Origin of the sequence: Thermus thermophilus HB8 (assembly GCF_000091545.1) — a bacterium.
GTDB lineage: Bacteria > Deinococcota > Deinococci > Deinococcales > Thermaceae > Thermus > Thermus thermophilus.
In genome coordinates this window covers 163,794-189,488 of sequence record NC_006461.1, presented here as the reverse complement: position 1 = coordinate 189,488, position 25,695 = coordinate 163,794, and the positions used below count along the sequence as shown (strand labels likewise).

Below are 25,695 nucleotides of genomic sequence, written 5' to 3'. Positions count from 1 at the left end.
AAGGCGTTTTCGGGCTATGCGCCCCCCGGCCTCACCGGCTCCGCCGCACCCCGGCCACCCCGAAGGCCCCGAGCAGGAAGAAGAGGGCGGCGAGGAGGTAGAGCACCTGGTAGCCGAGGCCGGGGGTCTGGGCGTTCAGAAGGTCCAGAGGCCGGCCAAAGGCCCCCGCCAGGACCTGGGGCACCACGATGGCGGTCTGCCACAGGCCCATGTCCGTGGCGTGGGCCTCGGGGTCTTTGAGGACGTCCGCCACCAAGGCCCAGTCCACCGCCAGGTAGACCCCGTAGAAGAGGCCGAAGACGAGGGCCAGGGCGAGGAGGAGGTCGTAGCGGGGGAAGAGGAGGAGGAAGGGCATGAGGAGGCCAAGCCCCGCCCCCGAGAGGTAGATGAGGGGCTTCCGGCCCAGGCGGTCCGAGGCCCGCCCCGCGGGGACGCTGGCGAGGGCGGCCCCCAAGGAGATGAGGAGGCCCAGGAGGGCCACCGCCTGGAAGGGCGCTTCCGTGAGGGTCCGCCCCAGGGCTTGGAAGCTTCGCACCACGTCGGCCAGGTAGTACTGCAGGTAGGTCTGGGCCAGGTAGAAGCCCAGCATCACCAGGAAGCGGGTGAGGTAGACGAGGAGGAAGTCCCGGTCCCGCCACGGGGCGGCCATGGCCTTGAGGAAGGGCCTCGGGTTGGCCTTGGGGAGGCGGTCGGGGACGAGGGAGAGGCTTAAGGCCGCCCCTAGGAGGTTGAGGAGGGCGGCCAGGTAGGCCTGGGGGGCGAGGGGAAGGAGGAAGCCCACCGCGCCCGCCAGGACCTGCCCCGAGACCTGCAGCACCCCCATGTACCCCGAGGCGGCCCCCCGTTCCCCCTTGGGCACCAGGTCGGGGATCAAGGCGCTATAGGGCCCCGTGGCCAGGTCGTCCGCCACCTGGAGGAGGAGGTAGGCGAAAAGGAGCGCCGTGTAGCTCGGCGCGTGGACCAGGAGGAGGAGGGCGAAGGCGGTGAGGAGGCTCCCCCAAAGGAGAAAGGGCCTCCTCCGGCCCAGGCGGTCCGAGAGGTAGCCCATCACGGGCGGCCCCAGGATGGCCATCACCGCCCCCAGGCCGAAGAGGAAGCCGAGCCTCGAGGCCTTCTCCTCCGGGGGGGAGACCTCCGCCACCTTGGCCGGGAGGAGGACGAGGAGGACCAGGAACCACTTGAAGCTGGTGGCGAACCAGTAGGCGGAGAGGCGCAGGAACCACGAGGGCCCGTGGCGCATGGCCCCAAGCCTACCAGACCGTGGCCTCGGGGACCACGAGGAGGGGGAGGTCGGTCCGCTGCAGGGCCGCCTCCACCGTGCCGCCCAGGCGCCTGCGCCAGGTGCGCTTGGCCTTGGAGCCGAGGACGAGGAGGTCCAGCTTTTCCCGGCGGGCGAGCTCCACGAGGTCGGCCTCGTCCTCCCCCTTGGTGACGAGAAGCCGGTCCAGGGGGGTGTAGCGCGCCCTTAGGAAGGCCTCGGCCTTCTCCAGGACCTCGGCGAGGGAGAGGCCTTTGGGGTCCAGGTAGGTGGGGTAGCAGCACCCCCCTTCCCCGCTCACCAGGTGGAGGCCCAGGACCTCGGCGCCCAGGGCCTCCTTCCAGCTGAGGGCCAGGCGGAAGGCGGCGAGGCTGGCGTCGCTTTCGTCCAGCCCCACGCCGATCCGCCTCACCGCCGTGAGGGGCCTTTCCGGGGGGACGAGGAGGACGGGGGCCTCCCCCCGGTGGAGGAGGTAGCGGGCAAGCCCTCCCCGGGCCAGGCGCTCCAGGGGGTCGTCCCCCGTCTGGCCCAGGACCACGAGCTTGGCCCGGGCGGCCTCCCCGCCCACGGCGAAGGCGGGAAGCCCCCTTAAGACCCGGGCCTTAAGCCCCGTGGCCCCCAAGGCCTCCCGCACCCGGGCCTCCACCCGGTCCAGGGCCTCCCGGAGAAGGGGGGCGAGGTCGGGGAAGCGGTGGGCCAGGCCCTGGAAGTAGGGGTCGGGGATCACGTGGACCAGGTGGGCCTCGAGGCCCAAGGCGGGGGCCAGGGCCCGGGCCGTGGCCACCACGCTCTCGTGGGTCAGGCCGAAGTCTAGGGCGGCGAGAAGCCTCATGGGCGCACCTCCTTTAGGACCCACTATAATCCCTCCTGTGCGGACGCTCTGGCTTCGGGACCGGGCCCTGGACCTGGACCGGGTGCGGCTCCTTGGGGTGCTGAACCTCACCCCCGATTCCTTCTCCGACGGGGGCCGGTACTTGGACCCGGAGCGGGCCCTTGAGCGGGCCCGGGAGATGGTGGCCGAGGGGGCGGACATTCTGGATTTGGGGGCCGAGTCCACCCGCCCTGGGGCGGCGCCTGTGCCCGTGGAGGAGGAGAAGCGGAGGCTTCTTCCCGTCCTCGAGGCGGTCCTTTCCCTGGGGGTGCCGGTGAGCGTGGACACCCGCAAGCCCGAGGTGGCCGAGGAGGCCCTAAAGCTTGGGGCCCACCTTCTGAACGACGTCACCGGGCTTCGCGACGAGCGCATGGTGGCCCTGGCCGCCCGCCACGGGGTGGCCGCCGTGGTCATGCACATGCCGGTGCCGGACCCGGCCACCATGATGGCCCACGCCCGCTACCGGGACGTGGTGGCCGAGGTCAAGGCCTTCCTCGAGGCCCAGGCGAGAAGGGCCCTAAGCGCAGGGGTGCCCCAGGTGGTCCTGGACCCGGGGTTCGGCTTCGGGAAGCTCTTGGAGCACAACCTCGCCCTCCTCCGCCGCCTGGACGAGATCGTGGCCCTGGGCCACCCGGTCTTGGTGGGGCTTTCCCGCAAGCGCACCATCGGGGAGCTTTCCGGGGTGGAGGACCCGGCCCAGAGGGTCCACGGCTCCGTGGCCGCCCACCTCTTCGCCGTGATGAAGGGGGTGAGGTTGCTTCGGGTCCACGACGTGCGGGCCCACCGGGAGGCCCTTGGGGTTTGGGAGGCGCTGTATGGGGGAGATCGCCCTTCTCGGGCTTGAGTTCTACGGGCGCCACGGGGTCATGCCCGAGGAGGGGCGGCTTGGGGCCCGGTTCGTGGTGGACCTCTGGCTTTCCGTGCCCTTTGAGGGCAAGGGGGACAGGCTGGAGGAGACCGTGGACTACGCCGCCGTCTACGCCCTGGTGGAGGAGGCGGTGCGCCACCGCCGCTTCTACCTCATTGAGGCCCTGGCGGACCATTTGGCGGAGGAGCTCCTAAAGGCCTTTCCCCGCCTCCAGGCGGTTCGGGTCCGGGTCCACAAGCCCCACGCCCCCATCCCCGGGGTTTTTCGGGACGTCTACGCCGAAACGCAAAAATCCCGTATTTGAGGGCGTTTCTTCCCCTCATCTTGCGCTCATGGGCAGGCTGTGGTAGGATGCCCCCGCCCTTAAGGGCTAAGCCAACGTTTATCCCGCCCCCGCCGCTCAAGGGAGCGGTGGGCTATGCTTTTCCTCATCCTGGGGGAGTAAACTGAGGGGGCCCGGGAGGAGCGGGCGGGTTATGGAAAGGGTGGCCATCTTTATAGACGGCTCCAACCTATACAAGGGGTTGGTTCAGCACCTGGGTTCAGACTACCGCCTCAACTTCGTGGAGTTCATCACCCTGCTCACCGCGGGGCGGAAGCTTCTTCGGGCCTACTACTACAACGCCCCCCTTCCCCCGGAAGACCCCGCCGCCAAGGCCCACCAGAGCTTCCTCAACTACCTGAAGCGGGTGCCCTACGTGACCGTCCGCCTGGGACGGCTGGAGCGGCGGGCGGACGGGTTCGTGGAGAAGGGGGTGGACATCCAGATCGCCGTGGACATGCTCCGCCTCGCCTTCGTCAACGCCTACGACATCGCCGTGCTGGTCTCGGGGGACGGGGACTTCGCCGAGGTGGTGCGGGTGGTGCAGGACCTGGGCAAGCAGGTGGAGAACACCACCTTCCACGCCCTCTCCTCCCACCGGCTGGCCCAGCAGGCGGACCACTTCTACCCTCTGGACGACTTCCCCTGGGAGCGCCTTAGGGCCCAGGTGAGCCCGGCCTCCCCGGAGGAAGAGGCCTAAGCGCCTCCGCCCCTCGGGGCGCCCGAGCCCGGGCGGGAGGAGGCGCTTTGGGGGCCCCCATGCGGGCGCAAGCCAGCATGGGGTGTTAAAGGAGCTCCTCGGGACGGAAGAAGAGGGCGATCTCCCGCTGGGCGTCCTCGAGGGTGGCGGAGCCGTGGATCACGTTCTCGTCAATGGTGGTGGCGAAGTCGCCCCGGATGGTCCCGGGGAGGGCGTCCTTGGGGTGGGTGGCGCCCATCATCTTGCGCACCTCGGCCACCACCCCCGGCCCTTCCAGGACCATGGCCACCACGGGGCCCGAGGTGATGAAGCGCACGAGGCCGGGGAAGAAGGGCTTTTCCCGGTGCTCGGCGTAGTGCCGCTCCGCCAGCTCCTGGCTGATCTGCATGAGCTTCAGGGCCGCGATGCGGAACCCCTTGCGCTCAAACCGGGCGAGGATCTCCCCCACAAGGCCCCGGCGCACGCCGTCGGGCTTGATCATGACGAAGGTCCGCTCCATACCGCGAAGAGTCTACCCGCCCCCTGCCTCCGGGGTCTAGGGGGTCCGCAGGGAGTTGAGGAGGATGTAGGCCACCACCACCACCCAGAGGAGAATGAGGAGGGCGTCCCGCCACCCCACCCGCCCCCTCTTGGGGGCGGGCTCCAGGATCTGGGTGGTGAGCTCCTCGGGCACCTCCCCCACCTGGAGGCGGACGGGTTCCCCCTTGGCGGCCTCCAGGGGGAGGGCGTAGGGCCTCTGGCGCTCCGGCAGGGCCTCGGGGACCCGGACCACGGCCACGCTCACGTTGTCCGGGCCGCCCCACTCGTTGGCCAGGGCCACGAGGCGCTCCGCCGCCTCGGCGGGGGGAAAGTGGGCCAGCACCTCCTTGAGGGCCCTTTCCTCCAGGACCCCGGAAAGCCCGTCGGTGCAGAGGAGGAAGGTGTCCCCCGGGCGGAGCTTGAGCCCGAGGAGGTCCACCCGGGCCTGGGGGAAGGAGCCCAGGGCGTTGGTGATCACGTTGCGCCAGCGGTGCGTCCTCGCCTCCTCGGGGGAGAGGAGGCCCTGCCGCACCCTTTCCGCCACCCAGGAGTGGTCCTCCGTGAGCTGGAGGAGGTTCCCCTCCCTGAGCAAATAGGCCCGGGAGTCCCCCACGTGGGCCACCAGGGCGTAGGGCAGGTCCAGGACGAGGACGGTGCAGGTGGTGCCCATCCCCCGGTTCTCCGGGCGCTGGGCCTCCCGGTGGATCCTCCCGTTGGCCTCCTCCAGGGCCTCCAGGAGGTCCTTGGGGGAAGGGGGTTCCTCCCGGGAAAGCCTCGCCAAGACGGTCTCCACGGCGAGCCTCGAGGCCACCTCCCCCGTCCGGTGCCCCCCCATGCCGTCGGCCACCACGTAGACCCCGCCCCAGGGGGTGGCCTCCCCGCCCACCGCGTCCTCGTTCTTGGGGCGCTTGAGGCCGGGGTGGGTCTTCAGGGCGGCCTCGAGGCGGTCCATGGGGGCATTCTACAGGGCGAGGGCGCGGAGGAGCCGGCGCACCTCCTCCAGCCTGGGCGGGGGCGGGCGCCGGGCGTAGATGAGGGCCACCTCGAGGGCGGCCTCCTCCTCCAGGGGCCTCAGGACCACCCCGGGGTGGGGGTAGACCCGGTAGGGGGCGAGGGTGAGGTGGACCCCGAGGCCCGCGGCCACCAGGCTCACCGCCTGGGAGAAGCGGGCCACCTCCCGGACCACCTTGGGGGCGAAGCCCGCCCGGCGGAAGACCTCCATGAAGGCCTCGTAGAGGGGGGGGAGGAAGTCCTTGGGAAGGAGGAGGAAGGGCTCCTCCTTCAGGGCCCGAAGGGGCACCCGGGCCCTAGGGGCCAGGGGGTGGGTTTCGGGCAGGGCCACCACGATGGGCACCCGGAGGAGGGGCTCCTTCGCCACCTCCGGGTCCTCCACCTTGAGCCCCGCGAGGCCGTAGTCCAGGCGCCCCTCCTTGAGGGCCCGGACCTGCTCGGGGGTGTGCATCTCCAGAACCTCCACCGCCTGGCCGAGCCCCCGGCGCAGGTGGTCCAGGAGGGGCATGAGGTCGGGGAGGAGGTTCTCCGGCACCCCGAAGCGGAGGGCCTCCTGCCCCGCCCGCCGGACCGCCTCCTTGAGGGCCTCCAGCTCCTTAAGGAGCCGCGCCCCTTCCCGGCGGAGCAGATCCCCCGCCGGGGTCAGGCGGAAGGGGCGCCTTTCCAGAAGGCGCACCCCGAGCTCCCGCTCCAGGGCCTGGATCCTCTGGGTGAGGGCGGGCTGGGAGAGGTAGAGGCGCTCCGCAGCCTTGTGGAAGCTCTTTTCCTCCGCCAGGACCAGGAAGGCCTTGAGGCGGCGCGGGTCCATGATAAAAAGATCTTATCACAACCGCGGCGAAGGTCTTATTGGACGCGGGGACCTCCTCGAGGGCAGACTGGTCCTGGGAAGGTGTAGTGTAGTTTTGGAGGAGGCCATGACGGAAAAGGAGCTGAAGGCGGCCTTCCAGGCCCTTTCGCCCGAGGAGAAGGCCCGCTTCCTAGAAATAGAGAACCGGGAGTGGCTGGAGTCTTTGGAATACGTCCTCAAGGTGGAGGGCCCCGAGCGGGTGGAGGAGCTCTTGCGCCTTCTGGACGAGTACCTCTTCCGCCATGGGGTCTACCCCGCAAACCGCCTCTCCACCCCCTACCTCAACACCCTCCCCAAGGAGAAAGAGCCCCCTTACCCCGGGGACCTGGAGCTGGAGCGCCGCATCGCCAACATCCTCCGCTGGAACGTGGCCATGATGGTCACCCGGGCCAACAAGAAGGCGGACGGCATCGGGGGGCACATCGCCACCTACGCCTCCATCGCCGAGCTTTACGAGGTGGGCTTCAACCACTTCTTCCGCGGGCCGGAGGCGGGGCTGGACCGGGACCTCGTCTTCTTCCAGGGCCACGCCTCCCCCGGGAACTACGCCCGGGCCTTTTTGGAGGGGCGGCTTAAGGAGGAGGACCTGGAGAACTTCCGCCGCGAGGTCCACCCCCCGGTGCCGGGGGGCCGGGGGCTTTCCAGCTACCCCCACCCTTGGCTCATGCCCGACTTCTGGGAGTTCCCCACGGTCTCCATGGGCCTCGGCCCCATCCAGGCCATCTACCAGGCGCGCTTCATGCGCTACCTCGAGGACCGAGGCCTCAAGCCCAAAAGCTCCGCCAAGGTCTGGGCCTTCCTCGGGGACGGGGAGCACGACGAGCCCGAGACGGTGGGGGCGCTTCACCTCGCCGCCCGGGAGAACCTGGACAACCTCATCTTCGTGGTGAACTGCAACCTCCAGCGCTTAGACGGCCCCGTGCGGGGCAACTCCAAGGTCATCCAGGAGCTGGAAAGGCTCTACAGGGGCGCGGGCTGGCGCGTGATCAAGGTGGTCTGGGGTTCGGCCTGGGACGAGCTCCTCGCCAAGGATAAGGAGGGCCACCTCCTCCGCCGCTTTGAGGCCCTGGTGGACGGGGAGAGCCAGCGCTACGCCGCCTTCGGGGGCAAGGAGCTAAGGGAGCGCTTCTTCAACACCCCCGAGCTTAAGAAGCTCATTGAGGGGATGACGGACGAGGAGCTCACCGAGCTCACCCGGTCCCGGGGCGGCCACGACATGGTCAAGATCTACGCCGCCTACAAGGCCGCGGTGGAGCACAGGGGAAGCCCCGTGGTCATCCTCGCCCGGACCATCAAGGGCTACGGGATGGGCCCCACGGTCATGGCCAAGAACGTGGCCCACCAGGTGAAGAAGCTCACCGAGGAGGACCTGAAGGAGGCGAGGCGCTTCCTCGGCATCCCCATTCCCGAGGAGAAGCTTCCCGAGCTCCCCTACTACCACCCGGGGCCGGACTCCCCCGAGGTCCGCTACCTCCTGGAACGGAGGAAGGCCCTGGGCGGCTTCGTGCCCGAAAGGAGGGTGCGCTTCCAGGGGGGCCTCGAGGTCCCGGAGGAGGAGTTCTTCCGGGAGTTCTACGAGGGCTCAGGGGGGCGGGAGATCTCCACCACCATGGCCTTCGTGCGCATCCTCGCCAAGCTCCTCCGCCACCCCAAGATCGGCAAGTACATCGTCCCCATCGTCCCCGACGAGGCCCGCACCTTTGGCATGGAGGCCCTGATCGCCCAGGTGGGCGTCTACTCCCCCCAGGGGCAGCTCTACGTCCCCGTGGACGCGGGCACCCTCACCGCCTACAAGGAGAGCCAGAAGGGGCAGATCCTGGAGGAGGGGATCACCGAGGCCGGGGCCATGGCCGAGTTCATCGCCGCCGGGACCGCCTACGCCCACTGGGGCATCCCCACCATCCCCTTCTTCATCACCTACTCCATGTTCGGCCTGCAAAGGATCGGGGACCTCGTCTGGGCCGCCGCCGACCAGCGCGCCCGGGGCTTCTTCCTCGGGGCCACGGCGGGGCGCACCACCTTGGCGGGGGAGGGCCTTCAGCACCAGGACGGCCAAAGCCACGTCTACGCCCTGGCCGCCCCCAACCTCCTCGCCTACGATCCCGCCTTCGCCTACGAGTTCGCCGTGATCCTGGAGGACGGCCTCCGCCGCATGTACGGCCGGGGGGAGGACGTCTTCTACTACATCACCATTGAGAACGAGAACTACGTCCACCCCCCCATGCCCGAGCCCCGGGAAAAGGTCAAGGAGGGGATCCTAAAAGGGCTTTACCTCTTCCGGGCGGGGGAGGGGAAGGGCCCAAAAGTGCAGCTTTTCGGCACCGGGCCCATCCTCAACGAGGCCCTGAAGGCCCAGGAGCTTTTGGCCAAGTACGGCGTGGTGGCGGACGTCTGGAGCGCCACCAGCTACAAGGCCCTCTATGTGGACGCCATTGAGGCCGAGCGGGAGACCCGCCTTTTGGGCAAGGCCCGCAGGCCCTACGTGCAGGAGGCCCTCGAGGGCCACGAGGGGCCCATCGTGGCCGCCACCGACTACCTCAAGGCCCTACCCAACCTCATCCGGGGATACGTGGACCGGCCCTTCGCCGTCCTCGGCACGGACGGCTTCGGCCGCTCCGACACCCGGGAGGCCCTTAGGGACTTCTTTGAGGTGGACGCCCGGCACATCGCCTACACCGCCCTGGCCCTGCTCCACGGGGAGGGCAAGGTGACGAAGAGGACCCTGAACCAGGCGAGGAAGGACCTGGGCCTTAAGCTGGAGGAGGTGCCGCCCCACCGGCGGTAGGGGGAGAGCATGGAGGTCAAGCTACCCGAACTCGGCGACAACGTAACGCAGGCGACCGTGGTGGGCGTCCTGGTGAAGGAAGGGGACCGGGTGGAGCCGGGCCAGCCCCTTCTGGAGCTGGAGACGGACAAGGCGGTGGTGGAGGTGCCCGCGGAGGCGGGCGGCGTGGTGAAGCGGGTTTTGGTCAAGGTGGGGGACGAGGTGCGCCCGGGACAGCCCTTCCTGGAGCTCGCCGAGGCCGAGGGCGGGGCGGAAGCGCCTCCCCTTAAGGCGGAGGAAAGGCCGGAAGCGCCCGCCCCCAAGGCCGAGGAGGCGCCCCGTCCCGCCCCCAAGGAAGCCCCTCCCGCCCCCCAGGAGGCGCCCTCCGAGCGCCGCCTCATCCCGGCGGCCCCCTCCATAAGGCGGCTCGCCCGGGAGCTCGGGGTGGACCTCACCCGGCTCCGGGGCACGGGGCTTGCCGGGCGCATCACCGAGGAGGACGTGCGCCGGGCGGCGGGCCTTGGGGAGGCGGCCCCGGCGGCCCTTCCGGCGGCCCCCGCGCCCAGGCTTCCCGACTTCACCAAGTGGGGCCCCGTGCGCCGGGAGCCCATGAGCGGGGTGCGCAAGGCCACGGTGCGCTCCATGAGCCAGGCCTGGGCCCAGGTGCCCATGGTCACCCACTTTGACGAGGCGGACGTCACCGAGCTGGAGGCTTTGCGCAAGCAGTACGCCAAGAAGGCCGAGGAGAAGGGGTTCCGCCTCACCCTCACCGCCTTCCTCCTCAAGGCCCTGGCCCTCACCCTGAAGGCCTTCCCCAAGTTCAACGCCTCCCTGGACGTGGAGGCCCAGGAGATCGTCTACAAGGACTACATCCACATCGGGGTGGCGGTGGACACGCCCCACGGCCTTTTGGTCCCGGTGATCCGCGACGTGGACCGGAAAGGGGTCTTGCGCCTGGCGGAGGAGCTTCAGGAGATCTCCCAAAGGGCCCGGGAGCGGAAGCTCTCCCCCGAGGAGATGCAGGGGGCCACCTTCAGCCTCTCCAACCTGGGGGGGATCGGCGGCACCGGCTTCACCCCCATCGTCAACTGGCCGGAGGTGGCCATCCTCGGGGTCTCCCGCTCCCAGATGAAACCCCTTTGGGACCCCGGGAAGGAGGCCTTCGTGCCCCGGCTCGTGATGCCCTTCAGCCTCACCTACGACCACCGCCTGATTGACGGGGCGGACGCCGCCCGCTTCTGCCGCCACCTTGCGGGGATTCTGGAGGACCCCCTGGGCCTCGCCCTAGCCTAGCCGGAGGAGGCGCTGGGGCGTGGCGATGAGGTCCACCCGCCTTTCCGGGGGCACGGGAAGGCGGGGATAGACCATCACCGGGTGGGCGAGGGTGGCGAAGGGGGCCTCTACCCGGAGCCAGCTTTGGGGGAAGCCGTAGCCCTTGCCCACCCAGCCCCCCTCCTCGTCCACGGCCACCGCCCCGATGAGGACGAGGTCCGGCGTGGCCTCCTCCAGGGCCACCCGGACCCCGAAGCGGTAGGCCTCCCGGACCCGCTTGAGCTTCCTCGGGTCCACGTCCCTTAGGAGCAGAAACTCCCCCGGGCGGTCGGGGTGGGGGAGGAGGAGCTCCTTTCCCTGGCGCAGGGCCTCCTCCCTTAGGGGCTTGAGGACGGCGTCCATCCCCGCGAGGACCCGCCTTGCCCCCTGGAACTCGGGGGTCTTGAGGAGCCGCTCGGCCGCCCTTCTGGCTCCCAGGAAGTTGGGGTGGTGGCCGTGGGGGGGCGTGGGGTGGAGGGCGAGGTCGTAGCGGGCCAGGGCGTTCCAGACCTCTTCCCGGAGCTCGCCCAGGGTCATGGTTCCAGAAGGTGAAGGGAAACGCCGGGAAGGAGCCCTTGGGCCTGGCCCTCGAGGGCCCTTTGGTGCAGCCTTTTGTCGGCGGTCCAGAAGGCTCCCTGAAACCCTTCGGCCAGGGCCAGGTAGTGGGCGTCGTAGGCGGCCTTTAGGCCCAAGGCCCAGGCCAGTTCTAAGGCCCGGGTGTGGGTCCAGGGCTCGGCGAAAAACCGGATCCCGAGCCTCTGGAGGTGCCCTAGAAAGGTCTCGGCCTCGGCCAGGGTCATCTCCCCGGCGAGGGCGTAGCGGTAAAGGGCGTCGGCCGCTTCATAAAGGGCCAGGGTGGGGGCGGCGAGGGGGCGGTCTTCCTGCCTCCAGCCCCGGTAGAGGCGTACGGCTTCGGCCCTTGGGTCTGCCGCCAAGAGCAGGCGGAGGAGGAAGCTAGCGTCCAGCACCACCCAGCTCACGGTCCCGCTCCTCCCTCAGGGCGGAAACCACCTCCTCAGGGGGGGTAAGGGGCCTGCCCAAGCGGGCCCGGATGGCCCGGTTAAAGGAGAGGAGGGCCTCCAAGGGGTCCTCCTTCCCCGCGGTGAGGCGGGCGTAGGCCTTCACGGAGAGGATGACCGCCTGCGGCCTGCCCCGCCCCTCCACCACGATCACCTCCCCTTCCTCCACCCGCCTCAGCACCTCGCCGAAGTGGACGCGGGCCTCGGTGGCGCTTAAGACGCGCTTGCGATGCATCATTTCATGCATTAGTTTAGCCGCCCCGGTCCCTCCCCGCAAGGTAAACTGGGGACCATGGGCCGCAAGCTCCGCTTCGCCCACCTCCACCAGCACACCCAGTTCTCCCTCCTGGACGGGGCGGCGAAGCTTTCCGACCTCCTCAAGTGGGTCAAGGAGACGACCCCCGAGGACCCCGCCTTGGCCATGACCGACCACGGCAACCTCTTCGGGGCCGTGGAGTTCTACAAGAAGGCCACCGAAATGGGCATCAAGCCCATCCTGGGCTACGAGGCCTACGTGGCGGCGGAAAGCCGCTTTGACCGCAAGCGGGGAAAGGGCCTAGACGGGGGCTACTTTCACCTCACCCTCCTCGCCAAGGACTTCACGGGGTACCAGAACCTGGTGCGCCTGGCGAGCCGGGCTTACCTGGAGGGGTTTTACGAAAAGCCCCGGATTGACCGGGAGATCCTGCGCGAGCACGCCGAGGGCCTCATCGCCCTCTCGGGGTGCCTCGGGGCGGAGATCCCCCAGTTCATCCTCCAGGACCGTCTGGACCTGGCCGAGGCCCGGCTCAACGAGTACCTCTCCATCTTCAAGGACCGCTTCTTCATTGAGATCCAGAACCACGGCCTCCCCGAGCAGAAAAAGGTCAACGAGGTCCTCAAGGAGTTCGCCCGAAAGTACGGCCTGGGGATGGTGGCCACCAACGACGGCCATTACGTGAGGAAGGAGGACGCCCGCGCCCACGAGGTCCTCCTCGCCATCCAGTCCAAGAGCACCCTGGACGACCCCGGGCGCTGGCGCTTCCCCTGCGACGAGTTCTACGTGAAGACCCCCGAGGAGATGCGGGCCATGTTCCCCGAGGAGGAGTGGGGGGACGAGCCCTTTGACAACACCGTGGAGATCGCCCGCATGTGCAACGTGGAGCTGCCCATCGGGGACAAGATGGTCTACCGCATCCCCCGCTTCCCCCTCCCCGAGGGGCGGACCGAGGCCCAGTACCTCATGGAGCTCACCTTCAAGGGGCTCCTCCGCCGCTACCCGGACCGGATCACCGAGGGCTTCTACCGGGAGGTCTTCCGCCTTTTGGGGAAGCTTCCCCCCCACGGGGACGGGGAGGCCTTGGCCGAGGCCTTGGCCCAGGTGGAGCGGGAGGCTTGGGAGAGGCTCATGAAGAGCCTCCCCCCTTTGGCCGGGGTCAAGGAGTGGACGGCGGAGGCCATTTTCCACCGGGCCCTTTACGAGCTTTCCGTGATAGAGCGCATGGGGTTTCCCGGCTACTTCCTCATCGTCCAGGACTACATCAACTGGGCCCGGAGAAACGGCGTCTCCGTGGGGCCCGGCAGGGGGAGCGCCGCCGGGAGCCTGGTGGCCTACGCCGTGGGGATCACCAACATTGACCCCCTCCGCTTCGGCCTCCTCTTTGAGCGCTTCCTGAACCCGGAGAGGGTCTCCATGCCCGACATTGACACGGACTTCTCCGACCGGGAGCGGGACCGGGTGATCCAGTACGTGCGGGAGCGCTACGGCGAGGACAAGGTGGCCCAGATCGGCACCCTGGGAAGCCTCGCCTCCAAGGCCGCCCTCAAGGACGTGGCCCGGGTCTACGGCATCCCCCACAAGAAGGCGGAGGAATTGGCCAAGCTCATCCCGGTGCAGTTCGGGAAGCCCAAGCCCCTGCAGGAGGCCATCCAGGTGGTGCCGGAGCTTAGGGCGGAGATGGAGAAGGACCCCAAGGTGCGGGAGGTCCTCGAGGTGGCCATGCGCCTGGAGGGCCTGAACCGCCACGCCTCCGTCCACGCCGCCGGGGTGGTGATCGCCGCCGAGCCCCTCACGGACCTCGTCCCCCTCATGCGCGACCAGGAAGGGCGGCCCGTCACCCAGTACGACATGGGGGCGGTGGAGGCCTTGGGCCTTTTGAAGATGGACTTTTTGGGCCTCCGCACCCTCACCTTCCTGGACGAGGTCAAGCGCATCGTCAAGGCGTCCCAGGGGGTGGAGCTGGACTACGATGCCCTCCCCCTGGACGACCCCAAGACCTTCGCCCTCCTCTCCCGGGGGGAGACCAAGGGGGTCTTCCAGCTGGAGTCGGGGGGGATGACCGCCACGCTCCGCGGCCTCAAGCCGCGGCGCTTTGAGGACCTGATCGCCATCCTCTCCCTCTACCGCCCCGGGCCCATGGAGCACATCCCCACCTACATCCGCCGCCACCACGGGCTGGAGCCCGTGAGCTACAGCGAGTTTCCCCACGCCGAGAAGTACCTAAAGCCCATCCTGGACGAGACCTACGGCATTCCCGTCTACCAGGAGCAGATCATGCAGATCGCCTCGGCCGTGGCGGGGTACTCCCTGGGCGAGGCGGACCTCCTCCGGCGGTGTTTGGCGGAGGGAAGTCTGGTCCTGGATGCGGCTACGGGTCAGAGGGTGCCCATAGAGAAGGTGCGGCCCGGCATGGAGGTCTTCTCCCTCGGCCCCGATTACCGCCTCTACCGGGTCCCGGTGCTGGAGGTTCTGGAAAGCGGCGTCCGGGAGGTGGTGCGGCTCAGGACCCGGAGCGGCCGCACCCTAGTCCTCACCCCTGACCACCCTCTCCTGACCCCGGAAGGGTGGAAGCCCCTTTGCGACCTGCCCCTGGGTACGCCCATCGCTGTACCTGCCGAACTTCCTGTGGCCGGACATCTCGCCCCACCCGAAGAACGGGTTACCCTCTTGGCCTTGCTGCTAGGGGACGGTAACACGAAGCTCTCCGGCCGCAGGGGGACGAGGCCGAACGCCTTCTTCTACTCCAAGGACCCCGAGCTCCTGGCCGCCTATCGGCGGTGCGCCGAGGCTTTGGGGGCCAAGGTCAAAGCCTACGTCCACCCCACCACGGGGGTGGTGACCTTAGCCACCCTGGCCCCGAGGCCCGGGGCCCAGGATCCGGTGAAGCGCCTGGTGGTGGAGGCCGGGATGGTGGCCAAGGCAGAGGAGAAGCGGGTACCCGAGGAGGTGTTCCGCTACCGCAGGGAGGCCTTGGCCCTCTTCCTTGGCCGCCTCTTCAGCACCGATGGCTCCGTGGAGAAAAAGCGCATCTCGTACAGCTCGGCCAGCCTAGGTTTGGCGCAGGACGTGGCCCACCTCCTCCTCCGCCTGGGAATCACGAGCCAACTGCGCTCCAGGGGACCTCGAGCCCACGAGGTTCTGATCTCGGGCCGGGAGGATATCCTTCGCTTTGCTGAGCTCATCGGCCCCTATCTCTTGGGGGCTAAGCGCGAACGGTTGGCTGCCTTGGAGGCTGAAGCCAGAAGACGCCTTCCTGGCCAGGGCTGGCACCTTCGCCTCGTGCCTCCTGCGGTGGCCTACCGCATCTCGGAGGCCAAGAGAAGGAGCGGGCTTTCCTGGAGTGAGGCGGGGAGAAGGGTCGCCGTAGCGGGGAGCTGCCTCTCCAGCGGTCTTAACCTCAAGCGCCCCCGCCGCTACCTCTTCCGCCACCGCCTCTTCCTCCTGGGGGAGGCCTTTGCCGACCCGGGCCTCGAGGCCTTGGCAGAAGGTCAGGTTCTGTGGGACCCCATCGTGGCGGTAGAGCCTGCGGGAAAGGCCCGCACCTTTGATCTCCGGGTGCCCCCCTTCGCCAACTTCGTGTCCGAGGACCTTGTGGTCCACAACTCCATGGGCAAGAAGAAGGTGGAGGAGATGAAGTCCCACCGGGAGCGCTTCGTCCAGGGGGCCAAGGAAAGGGGCGTGCCCGAGGAGGAGGCCAACCGCCTCTTTGACATGCTGGAGGCCTTCGCCAACTACGGCTTCAACAAATGCCTCCCCGCCCGGGCCCGGGTGGTGGACTGGTGCACCGGGAGGGTGGTGCGCGTGGGGGAGATCGTCCGGGGCGAGGCGAAGGGGGTCTGGGTGGTTTCCCTGGACGAGGCCCGCCTCCGCCTGGTGCCGCGGCCCGTGGTGGCCGCCTTCCCGAGCGGAAAGGCCCAGGTCTACGCCCTCCGCACCGCCACGGGCCGGGTCTTGGAGGCCACGGCCAACCACCCCGTCTACACCCCGGAGGGGTGGCGGCCTTTGGGGACCTTGGCGCCTGGGGATTACGTGGCCCTGCCCCGCCACCTCTCCTATCGGCCTTCCCTCCACCTGGAGGGCCACGAGCTGGACCTTTTGGGCTTCGCCCTGGCCGAAGGCCATCTCCGTCACCCTTCCGGCGTTTACCTCTATACCTCCTCCGAGGAGGAGCTCGCCGCCATGGAGGAGGCTTTGCGGGCCTTCCCCAACACCCGCATCCGGGTGGTCTGGCGCCGGGGGGTGGCCCACGTTTACGTAGGCCGCGTGGACCGGAGGCAAGAGGCGGGCGCGGTGGCCTTCCTGAGGCGGATGGGGCTTCTCGGGCTTGACGCGAAGACGAAGCGCCTTCCCGAGGCGGTCTTCGGCCTACCTCCCGAGGAGGTGGCCCGCTTTTTGGGGCGGCTTTGGACCGGGGACGGCGGGGTGGACCCGAAGGGGAGGCTCATCCACTACGCCACCGCCTCCAAGGAGCTCGCCTGGGGAGTGCAGCACCTCCTCCTGCGCCTGGGGCTCCAGTCCCGCCTGGTGGAAAAACGCTTTTCCGGGGGGTACAAGGGGTATGCCGTTTACCTCCTGGGGGGGCTGGAGGCGGCCCGCCGCTTCGCCGAAACGGTGGGCCCCTACCTTGTGGGCAAGCGGCGGCAAGACCTCGAGGCCCTTCTCGCCTCCTGGGAAAAGGCGGGCCGGAGCACTAGAGATGTCCTCCCCCTCGCCTTCCTGGAGGAGGTGAGGGCGGCGGTGGCCGAGGTGGCCCAAGGGCAGGTGGCGGACCTTCTCCGGGAAGCGGGCTTGGCCGAAGGGCTCCTCTGCCTCGGCAGGGGGCGGCGGGGGCTTTCCCGGGCCACGGTGGGGCGGCTTGCCGCCCTAACGGGGAGCCTGGCCCTTCTCCGCCTGGCCGAGGCCGAGGTGTATTGGGACCGGGTGGAGGCCGTGGAGCCCTTGGGGGAGGAGGAGGTCTTTGACCTCACCGTGGAGGGGACCCACACCTTTGTCGCCGAGGACGTCATCGTCCACAACTCCCACGCTGCCGCCTACAGCCTCCTCTCCTACCAGACCGCCTACGTGAAGGCCCACTACCCCGTGGAGTTCATGGCCGCCCTCCTCTCCGTGGAGCGGCACGACTCCGACAAGGTGGCCGAGTACATCCGCGACGCCCGGGCCATGGGCATAGAGGTCCTTCCCCCGGACGTCAACCGCTCCGGGTTTGACTTCCTGGTCCAGGGCCGGCAGATCCTCTTCGGCCTCTCCGCGGTGAAGAACGTGGGCGAGGCGGCGGCGGAGGCCATTCTCCGGGAGCGGGAGCGGGGCGGCCCCTACCGGAGCCTCGGCGACTTCCTCAAGCGGCTGGACGAGAAGGTGCTCAACAAGCGGACCCTGGAGTCCCTCATCAAGGCGGGCGCCCTGGACGGCTTCGGGGAAAGGGCGCGGCTCCTCGCCTCCCTGGAAGGGCTCCTCAAGTGGGCGGCCGAGAACCGGGAGAAGGCCCGCTCGGGCATGATGGGCCTCTTCAGCGAAGTGGAGGAGCCGCCTTTGGCCGAGGCCGCCCCCCTGGACGAGATCACCCGGCTCCGCTACGAGAAGGAGGCCCTGGGGATCTACGTCTCCGGCCACCCCATCTTGCGGTACCCCGGGCTCCGGGAGACGGCCACCTGCACCCTGGAGGAGCTTCCCCACCTGGCCCGGGACCTGCCGCCCCGGTCTAGGGTCCTCCTTGCCGGGATGGTGGAGGAGGTGGTGCGCAAGCCCACAAAGAGCGGCGGGATGATGGCCCGCTTCGTCCTCTCCGACGAGACGGGGGCGCTTGAGGCGGTGGCCTTCGGCCGGGCCTACGACCAGGTCTCCCCGAGGCTCAAGGAGGACACCCCCGTGCTCGTCCTCGCCGAGGTGGAGCGGGAGGAGGGGGGCGTGCGGGTGCTGGCCCAGGCCGTTTGGACCTACGAGGAGCTGGAGCAGGTCCCCCGGGCCCTCGAGGTGGAGGTGGAGGCCTCCCTCCTGGACGACCGGGGGGTGGCCCACCTGAAAAGCCTCCTGGACGAGCACGCGGGGACCCTCCCCCTGTACGTCCGGGTCCAGGGCGCCTTCGGCGAGGCCCTCCTCGCCCTGAGGGAGGTGCGGGTGGGGGAGGAGGCCTTGGGGGCCCTCGAGGCCGCGGGGTTCCGGGCCTACCTCCTGCCCGACCGGGAGGTCCTCCTCCAGGGCGGCCAGGCGGGGGAGGCCCAGGAGGCGGTGCCCTTCTAGGGGGTGGGCCGTGAGACCTAGCGCCATCGTTCTCGCCGGGGGCAAGGAGGCCTGGGCCGAGCGCTTTGGGGTGGGGAGCAAGGCCCTCGTGCCCTACCGCGGCCGGCCCATGGTGGAGTGGGTCCTGGAGGCCCTCTACGCCGCGGGGCTTTCCCCGGTGTACGTGGGGGAGAACCCCGGCCTCGTCCCCGCGCCCGCCCTCACCCTTCCCGACCGCGGAGGCCTCCTGGAAAACCTGGAGCAGGCCCTGGAGCACGTGGAGGGGCGCGTGCTCGTGGCCACCGGGGACATCCCCCACCTCACGGAGGAGGCGGTCCGCTTCGTTCTGGATAAGGCTCCTGAGGCGGCCCTGGTCTACCCCATAGTGCCCAAGGAGGCGGTGGAGGCCCGCTTTCCCCGGACCAAGCGCACCTACGCCCGCCTCCGGGAGGGGACCTTCACCGGCGGCAACCTTCTCCTTTTGGACAAGTCCCTCTTCCGGAAGGCCCTTCCCCTGGCCCGGCGGGTGGTGGCCCTGCGCAAGAGGCCTTTGGCCCTGGCCCGCCTCGTGGGGTGGGACGTGTTGCTGAAGCTCCTCCTGGGCCGCCTCTCCCTCGCCGAGGTGGAGGCCCGGGCCCAAAGGATCCTGGGGGTGGAGGCCCGGGCCCTCGTCACCCCCTACCCCGAGGTGGGGGTGGACGTGGACCGGGAGGAGGACCTGGTAAGCTAGACCCATGCGCACGGTGAGGGAGCTTCGCCTGGCCGGGCTTTTCGCCTACCTGGCCTCCCTGGTCATCGCCCTCCTCCTCTCCCTGGCCCTCCACCTCCTCCTCGGCGGCCAGGGGGAGCTGGGCTGGGAGGGGTTCAACGCCTACGGCCTCCTGGAGGGGCTCCTCTTCCTCCTGGCCTTCACCTGGTCCCTGGCCCTGGGGCAGAGGGCCACCCGCATCCCCTGCTCCACCCTGCTCACCGCCGGCCTCTTCGGCCCGCGGGCGGCCAAGCGCCTCGCCCGCCCCTTGGCCCGGGTGGAGGGGGTGGAGGCCTACGAGGGCCGGGGCCTCGCCCTCCTCTACCAGGAGGGCCGGCCCGTGGGCCTCCTCGGCCTTTCCGACCACATCCTCCCCCTCGAGGAGGTCCCCAGCGTGGAGGCGGAGACGGCGGTGACGGAGCTCGCCCCCCTCTTCTTCCAGCACCCCATCGTCCTCGTGGTCCAGGGGGAGGAGGTGCTGGGGGCGGTGCCCCGGGAGGCCTACTTCCGCTACCTCGGGGCCTAGGGCTTGACAGGGGCCGGGTTGCCCTAAAATAGGGGGGAGCGGTTGCTCGGGAGGTGAGGAATGCCGCACGTGATCTGCGAGCCCTGCATCGGCGTCAAGGACCAGTCCTGCGTGGAGGTCTGCCCCGTGGAGTGCATCTACGACGGGGGGGACCAGTTCTACATCCACCCGGAGGAGTGCATTGACTGCGGGGCCTGCGTCCCCGCCTGCCCGGTGAACGCCATCTACCCCGAGGAGGACGTCCCGGAGCAGTGGAAGTCCTACATTGAGAAGAACCGCAAGCTCGCCGGCCTAGAGTAAACGCCCCGCCCGGAAGGCCCCGGGCGGGGCGTGCCTTCCCTTGCCCGGGTGGCCCCAAAGAAGCCTCCACCTTTTGCTGGGACCCCTATGCTGGCGCAAGCCCGCAGGGGGTGGTGTCAGAGGGGCCGAACGTACCAGGTAAGGGTCGGCCCCCCGTCCTTTACGTAGCGGAAGCCCTGGGCCTGGAAGAAGGCCTTGGCCTTGGGGTTGTGGCCGTAGACCACGGCGTAGAGGCGGCGCACCCCGTCTAAGCCCGCCGCGAAGCGCTCCAGGGCCTGCCGGCCCAGTCCCCGGCCCTGGTGGTCCTCCCGGATGAGGAGGAGGCTTAGGGTGGCGTCCTCCGCCTCCGGGTAGCCGAGCTTGGCGTCCAGATAGCCCACCGGCTCCTGGCCGAGGAAGAGGAGGAAGGCGCGGCGCCGGGGGTCCACCTCCAGGGTCTGGAGGTCCCGGACCACGTCCTCCAAGGTGGGAAGCTCCATCCCGATGAGGGCGAAGTAGCTCGGGCTCAGGTGGAAGACGCGGTGGAGGAGGGGGGCGTCCTTGGGGGTGACGGGCGCGAGGTCCAGGGTCAGGACGTGCATCGCCCCCATGCTACCCCGCACCCCCTGAGAGGCATGTGAAAAAGGCCCTGGACCCAGTCCAGGGCCTTGGCCGTCCTATGGCTTAGCGCCGCGCGGGCTCCACCACCGTGACGTTGACCGCCTGGGGGCCCTTGCCGTTCCGGCCCGGCTCCACGTCAAAGGTGACGATGTCCCCCTCGTTGAGGGTGCGGAACCCCTTGGCGTTGATGGCGGTGTAGTGGACGAAGACGTCCGTGTCGCCTTCCCGCTCAATGAAGCCGTAGCCCTTTTCCGCGTTGAACCACTTGACCCGACCCTTCTGCATACCGCTCCTTCTTTCCCCGGGCCCGAGGGCCCGCATCCGGGGCTTAAGGGTTGGCTTTAGACCCTTGGGGTCACCCTGAAGCGACCCGGAATGCCCCACTATACCACGGAAGGCCCTACTTACGGAAGAACCCCTTGAGCCTTTCCCAGAAGCCCTCGGGGGCCACCTCCTCCCCCACCTCCTCGGCGTAGGCGCGGAGGAGCTTCTGCGCCTTGGGGGAGAGCTTCTTGGGCACGGCGAGCTCCACCACCACCCGGAGGGTGCCCCGGCCCCGGCCCCCAGGCAGGGGCAGGCCCCCGCCCTCCAGGGCGAACACCTCCCCGTGGCCGGTCCCGGGGGGGATGTCCAGGGGGATGGGGCCCTCGAGGCCCGGCACCTCCACCCGCGCCCCCAAAGCCGCCTGGGCGAGCCCCAGGCGGAGGCGGTAGACGAGGTCGGGGCCCTGGCGCTCCAGGTGGGGGTGGGGGCGGACCCGGATGCGGAGGTAAAGGTCCCCGGGCCCTCCAGGGCCCAGGTTGCCGTAGCCGGGCACGCGGAGGAGGTGGCCCTCGTCCATCCCCGGGGGCACCTGCACCCGGACCCGCTCTTCCCGGGGCACCCGGCCCCGGCCGCGGCAGGCGGGGCAGGTTTCCGCGAGGAGGTAGCCCCGCCCCTTGCAGTGGGGGCAGGCCGTCCGGGTGACCACGGTGCCGAAGAAGCTCTGGCGGTAGCTCTCCACCACCCCTTGGCCGCGGCAGGTGGGGCAGGGGGTTCGCCTCCCTCCCTCGCCGCCGCAGGCCTCGCAGGGCACGAGCCGGGTGTAGCGCACCTCCTTCTCGGCGCCGTGGAGGAGGTCCTGGAGCTCCACCTCCACCTCCGCCTCCAGGTCCTCCCCCCGCGGAGGCCTCCTATGGCCGCGGACGCCGAAGACCTCCTGGAAGAAGAGGTCAAAGAGGTCCTCCGGCCGGTACTCGGGGGCCTCGAGGTGGCCCCGGTCGTAGGCCGCCCGTTTCTTCGGGTCCGAGAGGACGGCGTAGGCCTCGTTGATCTCCTTGAAGCGCTCCTCCGCCTCCTTGTCCCCCGGGTTCCGGTCGGGGTGGTACTTGAGGGCCAGGCGGCGGTAGGCCTTCTTGATCTCCTCCTGGCTGGCCTCCCGGCTCACCCCCAGGATGGCGTAGTAGTCCTTCATCCACTTAGCACTTTACAAGCCCGGGGAGGCTTTGCTAAAGTGGCGCGCAATGAGGCCCTCGCGAGCTCGCCGGTAGGGGGTCCCTTCCTTCGGGAAGGGGCCCCCGGGGCGTGCCCGCGGGGGCCCGGCCTTTTTGAGGGAGGCTTGGATGCTGCTTCTGACCCCTGGACCCACCCCCATTCCCGAGCGCGTGCAGAAGGCCCTTCTCCGTCCCATGCGCGGCCACCTGGACCCCGAGGTCCTCCGGGTGAACCGGGCCATCCAGGAGAGGCTCGCCGCCCTGTTTGACCCCGGGGAGGGCGCCTTGGTCGCCGCCCTCGCCGGCTCGGGGAGCCTGGGCATGGAGGCGGGCCTCGCCAACCTGGACCGGGGGCCGGTCCTGGTCCTGGTGAACGGGGCCTTCTCCCAACGCGTGGCGGAGATGGCGGCCCTCCACGGCCTGGACCCCGAGGTCCTGGACTTCCCCCCGGGGGAGCCCGTGGACCCCGAGGCCGTGGCCCGGGCCTTGAAGCGGCGGCGGTACCGCATGGTGGCCCTGGTGCACGGGGAGACCTCCACCGGGGTGCTGAACCCGGCGGAGGCCATCGGGGCCCTGGCCAAGGAGGCCGGGGCCCTTTTCTTCCTGGACGCCGTGACCACCTTGGGGATGCTCCCCTTCTCCATGCGGGCCATGGGGGTGGACTACGCCTTCACCGGGAGCCAGAAGTGCCTTTCCGCCCCGCCCGGCCTCGCCCCCATCGCCGCAAGCCTCGAGGCCAGGAAGGCTTTCACGGGGAAACGGGGGTGGTACCTGGACCTCGCCCGGGTGGCGGAGCATTGGGAGCGGGGCGGGTACCATCACACCACCCCCGTCCTCCTCCACTACGCCCTCCTGGAGGCCCTGGACCTGGTCCTGGAGGAGGGGGTGGCGGCCCGGGAGCGGCGCGCCCGTGAGGTCTACGCCTGGGTCCTGGAGGAGCTTAAGGCCCGGGGCTTCCGGCCCTACCCCAAGGCCAGCCCCCTGCCCACGGTGCTCGTCGTCCGCCCCCCCGAGGGGGTGGACGCGGACCGCCTGGTCCGGGCCCTCTACGCCGAGGGGGTGGCGGTGGCCGGCGGGATCGGGCCCACCCGGGGCCAGGTCCTCCGCCTCGGCCTCATGGGGGAGGGGGCCCGGCGGGAGGCGTACCAGGCCTTCTTAAAGGCCTTGGACCGGGCTTTGGCCCTAGCGTAGGAAGAAGAAGGCGTAGACCGCCGCCAGGGCCATGCGGTAGAGGGCGAAGGGGCGGAAGCCGTGGCGGGCCACGAAGGCCAGCATCCAGCGCACGGTGACCAGGGCGGTGACCAGGGCGGCGAGGAAGCCGAGGAGGAGGAGGGACCAGCCGCCTTCGGGCACCTCCGGGGCGCTTTTCCAGAGGTCGTAGCCCACGGCGGCGAACATGGTGGGAAGGGCCAGGAGGAAGCTGAACTCGGCGGCGGCTTGCCGGTTGAGGCCCAGGAGGAGGCCCCCCAGGATCGTGGCCCCGCTACGGCTCGTCCCGGGGAAGAGGGCGGCGAGGCCCTGGAAGACCCCGATCCAGGCCACCCGGGCGAGGGGAAGGGCCTTCACGTCCTGGTATTGGGCCCGTTCCGCCAGCCGGTCGGCGAAGAGGAGGACTGCTCCAACGAAGAAGAGAAAGAAGGCCACCACGGCGTCGTTCCCCAGGATGACCCCTTTGATCAGGGGGTAGAAGAGGAAGCCGATGACCCCCGTGGGGACGAAGGCCACCGCGATGCGGAGCCAAAGGGCCCGGTCGGCCGCAAGGCGCCTTCCGTAGAGGAGGAGGACCGCCAGGATGGCTCCGAGCTGGATGGCCACGAGGAAGGTCTTGAGGAAGGGGTCCTCCTCCACGGGCAGGCCCAGGAGGTGGAAGAGCAGGGTGAGGTGGCCGGTGGAGGAGACGGGCAGGAACTCCGTGAGCCCCTCAACCACCCCGAGCAGAAGGGCTTCCCAAGCGCTCACGCGGCCCATGCTACCATGGGGGCGTGGAGGTTTCCGTCCTCATCCCCGCCGCGGGGAACGGCCTTCGCCTGGGCCGAGGCCCCAAGGCCTTTCTCCAGGTGGGGGGGCGGACGCTTCTGGAGTGGACCCTCGCCGCCTTCCGGGACGCGGCGGAGGTCCTGGTGGCCCTGCCCCCCGGGGCGGAGCCCCCGAAGGGGCTTGGGGCCGTCTTCTTAGAGGGGGGCGCCACCCGGCAGGCCTCGGTGGCCCGGCTTCTGGAGGCGGCGAGCCTGCCCCTCGTCCTGGTCCACGACGTGGCCCGTCCCTTCGTCAGCCGGGGCCTGGTGGCGCGGGTCCTCGAGGCCGCCCAAAGAAGCGGCGCCGCCGTCCCCGTCCTCCCCGTGCCCGACACCCTCATGGCCCCGGAGGGGGAGGCCTACGGCCGGGTGGTGCCCCGGGAGGCCTTCCGCCTGGTGCAGACCCCCCAGGGGTTTTTCACCGCCCTCCTCCGGGAGGCCCACGCCTACGCCCGGAGGAAGGGGCTCGAGGCCAGCGACGACGCCCAGCTGGTCCAGGCCCTGGGTTACCCCGTGGCCCTGGTGGAAGGGGAGGCCACGGCCTTCAAGATCACCCACCCTCAGGACCTCGTCTTGGCGGAGGCCCTGGCCCGGGTATGGAGCGCCTAGCCCCTGCGAAGGTCAACCTCGGGCTTTCCGTCCGCTTCCGGCGGGAGGACGGGTACCACGAGCTCCACACCCTCTTCGCCCCCTTCTCCCTGGCGGACCGGCTGGTGGTGGAGCCCGTTTCGTCGGGCCTCCACTTCCAGGGGCCCTACGGGCGCGAGAACCTGGCCTACCGGGCGGCCTCCCTCTACCTCGAGGCGGCGGGCCAACCCGGGGGCGTGCGCATCCTTTTGGAGAAGCGGATCCCCGAGGGGGCCGGGCTCGGGGGCGGGAGTTCCGACGCGGCCCAGGTCCTTCTCGCCCTCCAGGCCCTCTACCCGGCGGAGGTGGACCTCTTCGCCCTGGCCCGGACCCTCGGGGCGGACGTCCCCTTCTTCCTCCTCGGGCGGGGGGCGGAGGCCCGGGGGGTGGGGGAGAGGCTTAAGCCCCTCGCCTTGCCCCCGGTCCCCGCGGTGGTCTTTTTTCCCGGGCTCCGGGTGCCCACGCCCTTGGTCTACCGCGCCGTGCGGCCGGAGGACTTCGGCCCGGACCTCCCCGTGGAGGCCATCCTCGAGGCCTTGGCCCGGGGGGAGGAGCCCCCGTACTGGAACAGCCTGGAAGGCCCCGCCTTCCGCCTCTTCCCCGAGCTCAAGGAGGTGCGGGGCCGGATGCGGGCTTTGGGGCTTAGGGGGGTGCTCATGTCGGGCTCGGGGAGCGCCTTCTTCGGGCTTGCGGAAGGCCCAGACCACGCGAGGCGGGCGGCGGAGGCGCTTAGGGCCTGGGGGCGCGCCTGGGCCGGCACGCTGGGAGGTGGGGATGCTGGGTCTGGACCTGCTTAAGGAAGTCCCGGGGCTCCTTGAGGAGATCAAGGCCCTGCCCCTTCGCCTGGACGAGGAGCGGTTCCGGTTTTGGCTCCAGCAGGACTACCCCTTCGTGGAGGCGCTCTACCGCTACCAGGTGGGCCTGCTTCTGGAGGCCCCCCAGGCCCACCGGGCCCCTTTGGTCCAGGCCCTCATGGCCACGGTGGAGGAGCTGGACTGGCTCCTCCTCCAGGGGGCCAGCCCTTCCGCCCCGGTCCACCCGGTGCGGGCGGGCTACATCGCCCTGCTGGAGGAGATGGGCCGGCTTCCCTACGCCTACCGGGTGGTCTTCTTCTACTTCTTGAACGGGCTTTTCCTCGAGGCCTGGGCCCACCACGTCCCGGAGGAGGGGCCTTGGGCGGAGCTTTCCCAGCACTGGTTCGCCCCCGAGTTCCAGGCCGTCCTCTACGACCTCGAGGTCCTGGCCCGAGGCCTTTGGGAGGACTTGGACCCCGAGGTGGTGCGGACCTACCTCCGCCGCATCCTCGAGGCGGAAAAGGCCACCTGGAGCCTCCTCCTCTAATACCGCCCCATGCTGGCGCAAGCCAGCATGGGGCCCCGGCAAAAGGTCCCTAGGGAGCTTCCCTGGGCCAGTGGGGCGAAGGAAACCGGATCACCCTCCCC

25 protein-coding genes are annotated in these 25,695 nt (G+C 69.9%); 13 read left to right on the top strand and 12 right to left on the bottom strand.

The window, feature by feature from the left end:
* Positions 1-31: 31 nt before the first annotated feature.
* A complete protein-coding gene (locus TTH_RS01010) occupies positions 32-1,240 on the bottom strand; it encodes an MFS transporter (RefSeq protein WP_011174149.1) in 1,209 nt (402 codons plus the stop codon).
* Positions 1,241-1,250: 10 nt separating this feature from the next.
* Positions 1,251-2,090, bottom strand: a complete 840-nt coding sequence (locus TTH_RS01005) for a universal stress protein (protein ID WP_011174150.1) — start codon at positions 2,088-2,090, stop codon at positions 1,251-1,253.
* 37 nt (positions 2,091-2,127) lie between these two features.
* On the opposite strand from TTH_RS01005, the gene folP reads away from it, so the two are divergent.
* From folP to TTH_RS00990, 3 genes are all read left to right on the top strand, one after another.
* Positions 2,128-2,973, top strand: coding sequence for a dihydropteroate synthase (gene folP, locus TTH_RS01000; RefSeq protein ID WP_456243154.1), 846 nt, complete (start codon positions 2,128-2,130; stop codon positions 2,971-2,973).
* Positions 2,945-3,301 (top strand): dihydroneopterin aldolase, encoded by a 357-nt coding sequence (gene folB / locus TTH_RS00995; protein WP_011227765.1) that lies wholly within the window; start codon positions 2,945-2,947, stop codon positions 3,299-3,301. Before folP ends, folB begins: the two co-directional genes overlap by 29 nt.
* 172 nt (positions 3,302-3,473) lie before the next feature.
* A complete protein-coding gene (locus tag TTH_RS00990) occupies positions 3,474-4,019 on the top strand; it encodes a LabA-like NYN domain-containing protein (RefSeq protein ID WP_011174153.1) in 546 nt (181 codons plus the stop codon).
* Between the two features lie 85 nt (positions 4,020-4,104).
* On the opposite strand, the gene ndk is transcribed toward TTH_RS00990, so the two are convergent.
* Genes ndk through TTH_RS00975 form a run of 3 tightly spaced genes read right to left on the bottom strand, consistent with a single transcriptional unit; the run spans position 4,105 to position 6,357 of the window.
* Entirely contained in the window at positions 4,105-4,518 is a 414-nt protein-coding gene (gene ndk, locus TTH_RS00985) for a nucleoside-diphosphate kinase (protein ID WP_011227764.1), read from the bottom strand.
* Positions 4,519-4,554: 36 nt separating this feature from the next.
* Positions 4,555-5,490 carry a PP2C family protein-serine/threonine phosphatase gene (locus TTH_RS00980; RefSeq protein ID WP_011174155.1) on the bottom strand — a complete coding sequence of 312 codons (936 nt, stop codon included), beginning with the start codon at positions 5,488-5,490 and terminating at the stop codon, positions 4,555-4,557.
* 9 nt (positions 5,491-5,499) lie between these two features.
* Positions 5,500-6,357 carry a LysR family transcriptional regulator gene (locus tag TTH_RS00975; RefSeq protein ID WP_011174156.1) on the bottom strand — a complete coding sequence of 286 codons (858 nt, stop codon included), beginning with the start codon at positions 6,355-6,357 and terminating at the stop codon, positions 5,500-5,502.
* Positions 6,358-6,463: 106 nt separating this feature from the next.
* On the opposite strand from TTH_RS00975, the gene aceE reads away from it, so the two are divergent.
* Together aceE and TTH_RS00965 are read left to right on the top strand one after the other, a co-directional pair.
* Complete coding sequence (gene aceE, locus TTH_RS00970; protein WP_011227763.1) at positions 6,464-9,181, top strand: pyruvate dehydrogenase (acetyl-transferring), homodimeric type; 2,718 nt, start codon at positions 6,464-6,466, stop codon at positions 9,179-9,181.
* Positions 9,182-9,190: 9 nt separating this feature from the next.
* Positions 9,191-10,453: a 2-oxo acid dehydrogenase subunit E2 gene (locus TTH_RS00965; protein ID WP_011174158.1), complete on the top strand. Its 1,263-nt coding sequence runs from the start codon at positions 9,191-9,193 to the stop codon at positions 10,451-10,453.
* Here TTH_RS00965 and TTH_RS00960 read toward each other — a convergent pair.
* The 3 genes from TTH_RS00960 to TTH_RS00950 are packed head-to-tail and all read right to left on the bottom strand — an operon-like array spanning position 10,445 to position 11,725.
* Positions 10,445-11,008, bottom strand: coding sequence for a 5-formyltetrahydrofolate cyclo-ligase (locus tag TTH_RS00960; RefSeq protein ID WP_011227762.1), 564 nt, complete (start codon positions 11,006-11,008; stop codon positions 10,445-10,447). The genes TTH_RS00965 and TTH_RS00960 overlap by 9 nt on opposite strands.
* Positions 11,005-11,451 (bottom strand): type II toxin-antitoxin system VapC family toxin, encoded by a 447-nt coding sequence (locus TTH_RS00955; RefSeq protein ID WP_011227761.1) that lies wholly within the window; start codon positions 11,449-11,451, stop codon positions 11,005-11,007. The genes TTH_RS00960 and TTH_RS00955 overlap by 4 nt, the downstream gene beginning before the upstream one ends.
* On the bottom strand, positions 11,426-11,725 hold the full coding sequence (locus TTH_RS00950) for a type II toxin-antitoxin system prevent-host-death family antitoxin (RefSeq protein ID WP_231834464.1): 300 nt from the start codon (positions 11,723-11,725) through the stop codon (positions 11,426-11,428). Before TTH_RS00950 ends, TTH_RS00955 begins: the two co-directional genes overlap by 26 nt.
* Positions 11,726-11,782: 57 nt before the next feature.
* Between TTH_RS00950 and dnaE the strand changes: the two genes are divergently transcribed.
* Genes dnaE through TTH_RS00930 form a run of 4 tightly spaced genes read left to right on the top strand, consistent with a single transcriptional unit; the run spans position 11,783 to position 19,539 of the window.
* On the top strand, positions 11,783-17,986 hold the full coding sequence (gene dnaE / locus TTH_RS00945) for a DNA polymerase III subunit alpha (protein ID WP_011227759.1): 6,204 nt from the start codon (positions 11,783-11,785) through the stop codon (positions 17,984-17,986).
* Between the two features lie 10 nt (positions 17,987-17,996).
* A complete protein-coding gene (locus TTH_RS00940) occupies positions 17,997-18,695 on the top strand; it encodes an NTP transferase domain-containing protein (RefSeq protein WP_011227758.1) in 699 nt (232 codons plus the stop codon).
* A gap of 4 nt (positions 18,696-18,699) precedes the next feature.
* A complete protein-coding gene (locus tag TTH_RS00935) occupies positions 18,700-19,239 on the top strand; it encodes a hypothetical protein (protein WP_011174164.1) in 540 nt (179 codons plus the stop codon).
* A gap of 60 nt (positions 19,240-19,299) precedes the next feature.
* Positions 19,300-19,539 (top strand): ferredoxin, encoded by a 240-nt coding sequence (locus TTH_RS00930; protein ID WP_008630832.1) that lies wholly within the window; start codon positions 19,300-19,302, stop codon positions 19,537-19,539.
* A gap of 116 nt (positions 19,540-19,655) precedes the next feature.
* On the opposite strand, the gene TTH_RS00925 is transcribed toward TTH_RS00930, so the two are convergent.
* From TTH_RS00925 to TTH_RS00915, 3 genes are all read right to left on the bottom strand, one after another.
* Positions 19,656-20,129, bottom strand: a complete 474-nt coding sequence (locus TTH_RS00925; protein WP_011174165.1) for a GNAT family N-acetyltransferase — start codon at positions 20,127-20,129, stop codon at positions 19,656-19,658.
* Positions 20,130-20,202: 73 nt separating this feature from the next.
* Complete coding sequence (locus TTH_RS00920) at positions 20,203-20,424, bottom strand: cold-shock protein (protein WP_011227757.1); 222 nt, start codon at positions 20,422-20,424, stop codon at positions 20,203-20,205.
* Between the two features lie 115 nt (positions 20,425-20,539).
* On the bottom strand, positions 20,540-21,592 hold the full coding sequence (locus tag TTH_RS00915) for a DnaJ C-terminal domain-containing protein (RefSeq protein ID WP_011227756.1): 1,053 nt from the start codon (positions 21,590-21,592) through the stop codon (positions 20,540-20,542).
* A gap of 148 nt (positions 21,593-21,740) precedes the next feature.
* Here TTH_RS00915 and TTH_RS00910 point away from each other — a divergent pair, with 148 nt between their 5' ends.
* The gene (locus TTH_RS00910) at positions 21,741-22,802 is read left to right on the top strand and encodes an alanine--glyoxylate aminotransferase family protein (protein WP_011227755.1); all 1,062 of its coding nucleotides are present in this window, start codon (positions 21,741-21,743) and stop codon (positions 22,800-22,802) included.
* Here TTH_RS00910 and uppP read toward each other — a convergent pair.
* Entirely contained in the window at positions 22,794-23,579 is a 786-nt protein-coding gene (gene uppP, locus TTH_RS00905) for an undecaprenyl-diphosphatase UppP (RefSeq protein ID WP_011227754.1), read from the bottom strand. The genes TTH_RS00910 and uppP overlap by 9 nt on opposite strands.
* 14 nt (positions 23,580-23,593) lie before the next feature.
* On the opposite strand from uppP, the gene ispD reads away from it, so the two are divergent.
* Genes ispD through TTH_RS00890 form a run of 3 tightly spaced genes read left to right on the top strand, consistent with a single transcriptional unit; the run spans position 23,594 to position 25,594 of the window.
* Positions 23,594-24,235 (top strand): 2-C-methyl-D-erythritol 4-phosphate cytidylyltransferase, encoded by a 642-nt coding sequence (gene ispD / locus TTH_RS00900; RefSeq protein ID WP_011174170.1) that lies wholly within the window; start codon positions 23,594-23,596, stop codon positions 24,233-24,235.
* Positions 24,223-25,050 carry a 4-(cytidine 5'-diphospho)-2-C-methyl-D-erythritol kinase gene (gene ispE / locus TTH_RS00895; RefSeq protein ID WP_011174171.1) on the top strand — a complete coding sequence of 276 codons (828 nt, stop codon included), beginning with the start codon at positions 24,223-24,225 and terminating at the stop codon, positions 25,048-25,050. Before ispD ends, ispE begins: the two co-directional genes overlap by 13 nt.
* Entirely contained in the window at positions 25,028-25,594 is a 567-nt protein-coding gene (locus tag TTH_RS00890; RefSeq protein WP_011227753.1) for a hypothetical protein, read from the top strand. The genes ispE and TTH_RS00890 overlap by 23 nt, the downstream gene beginning before the upstream one ends.
* Positions 25,595-25,695 lie beyond the last annotated feature (101 nt).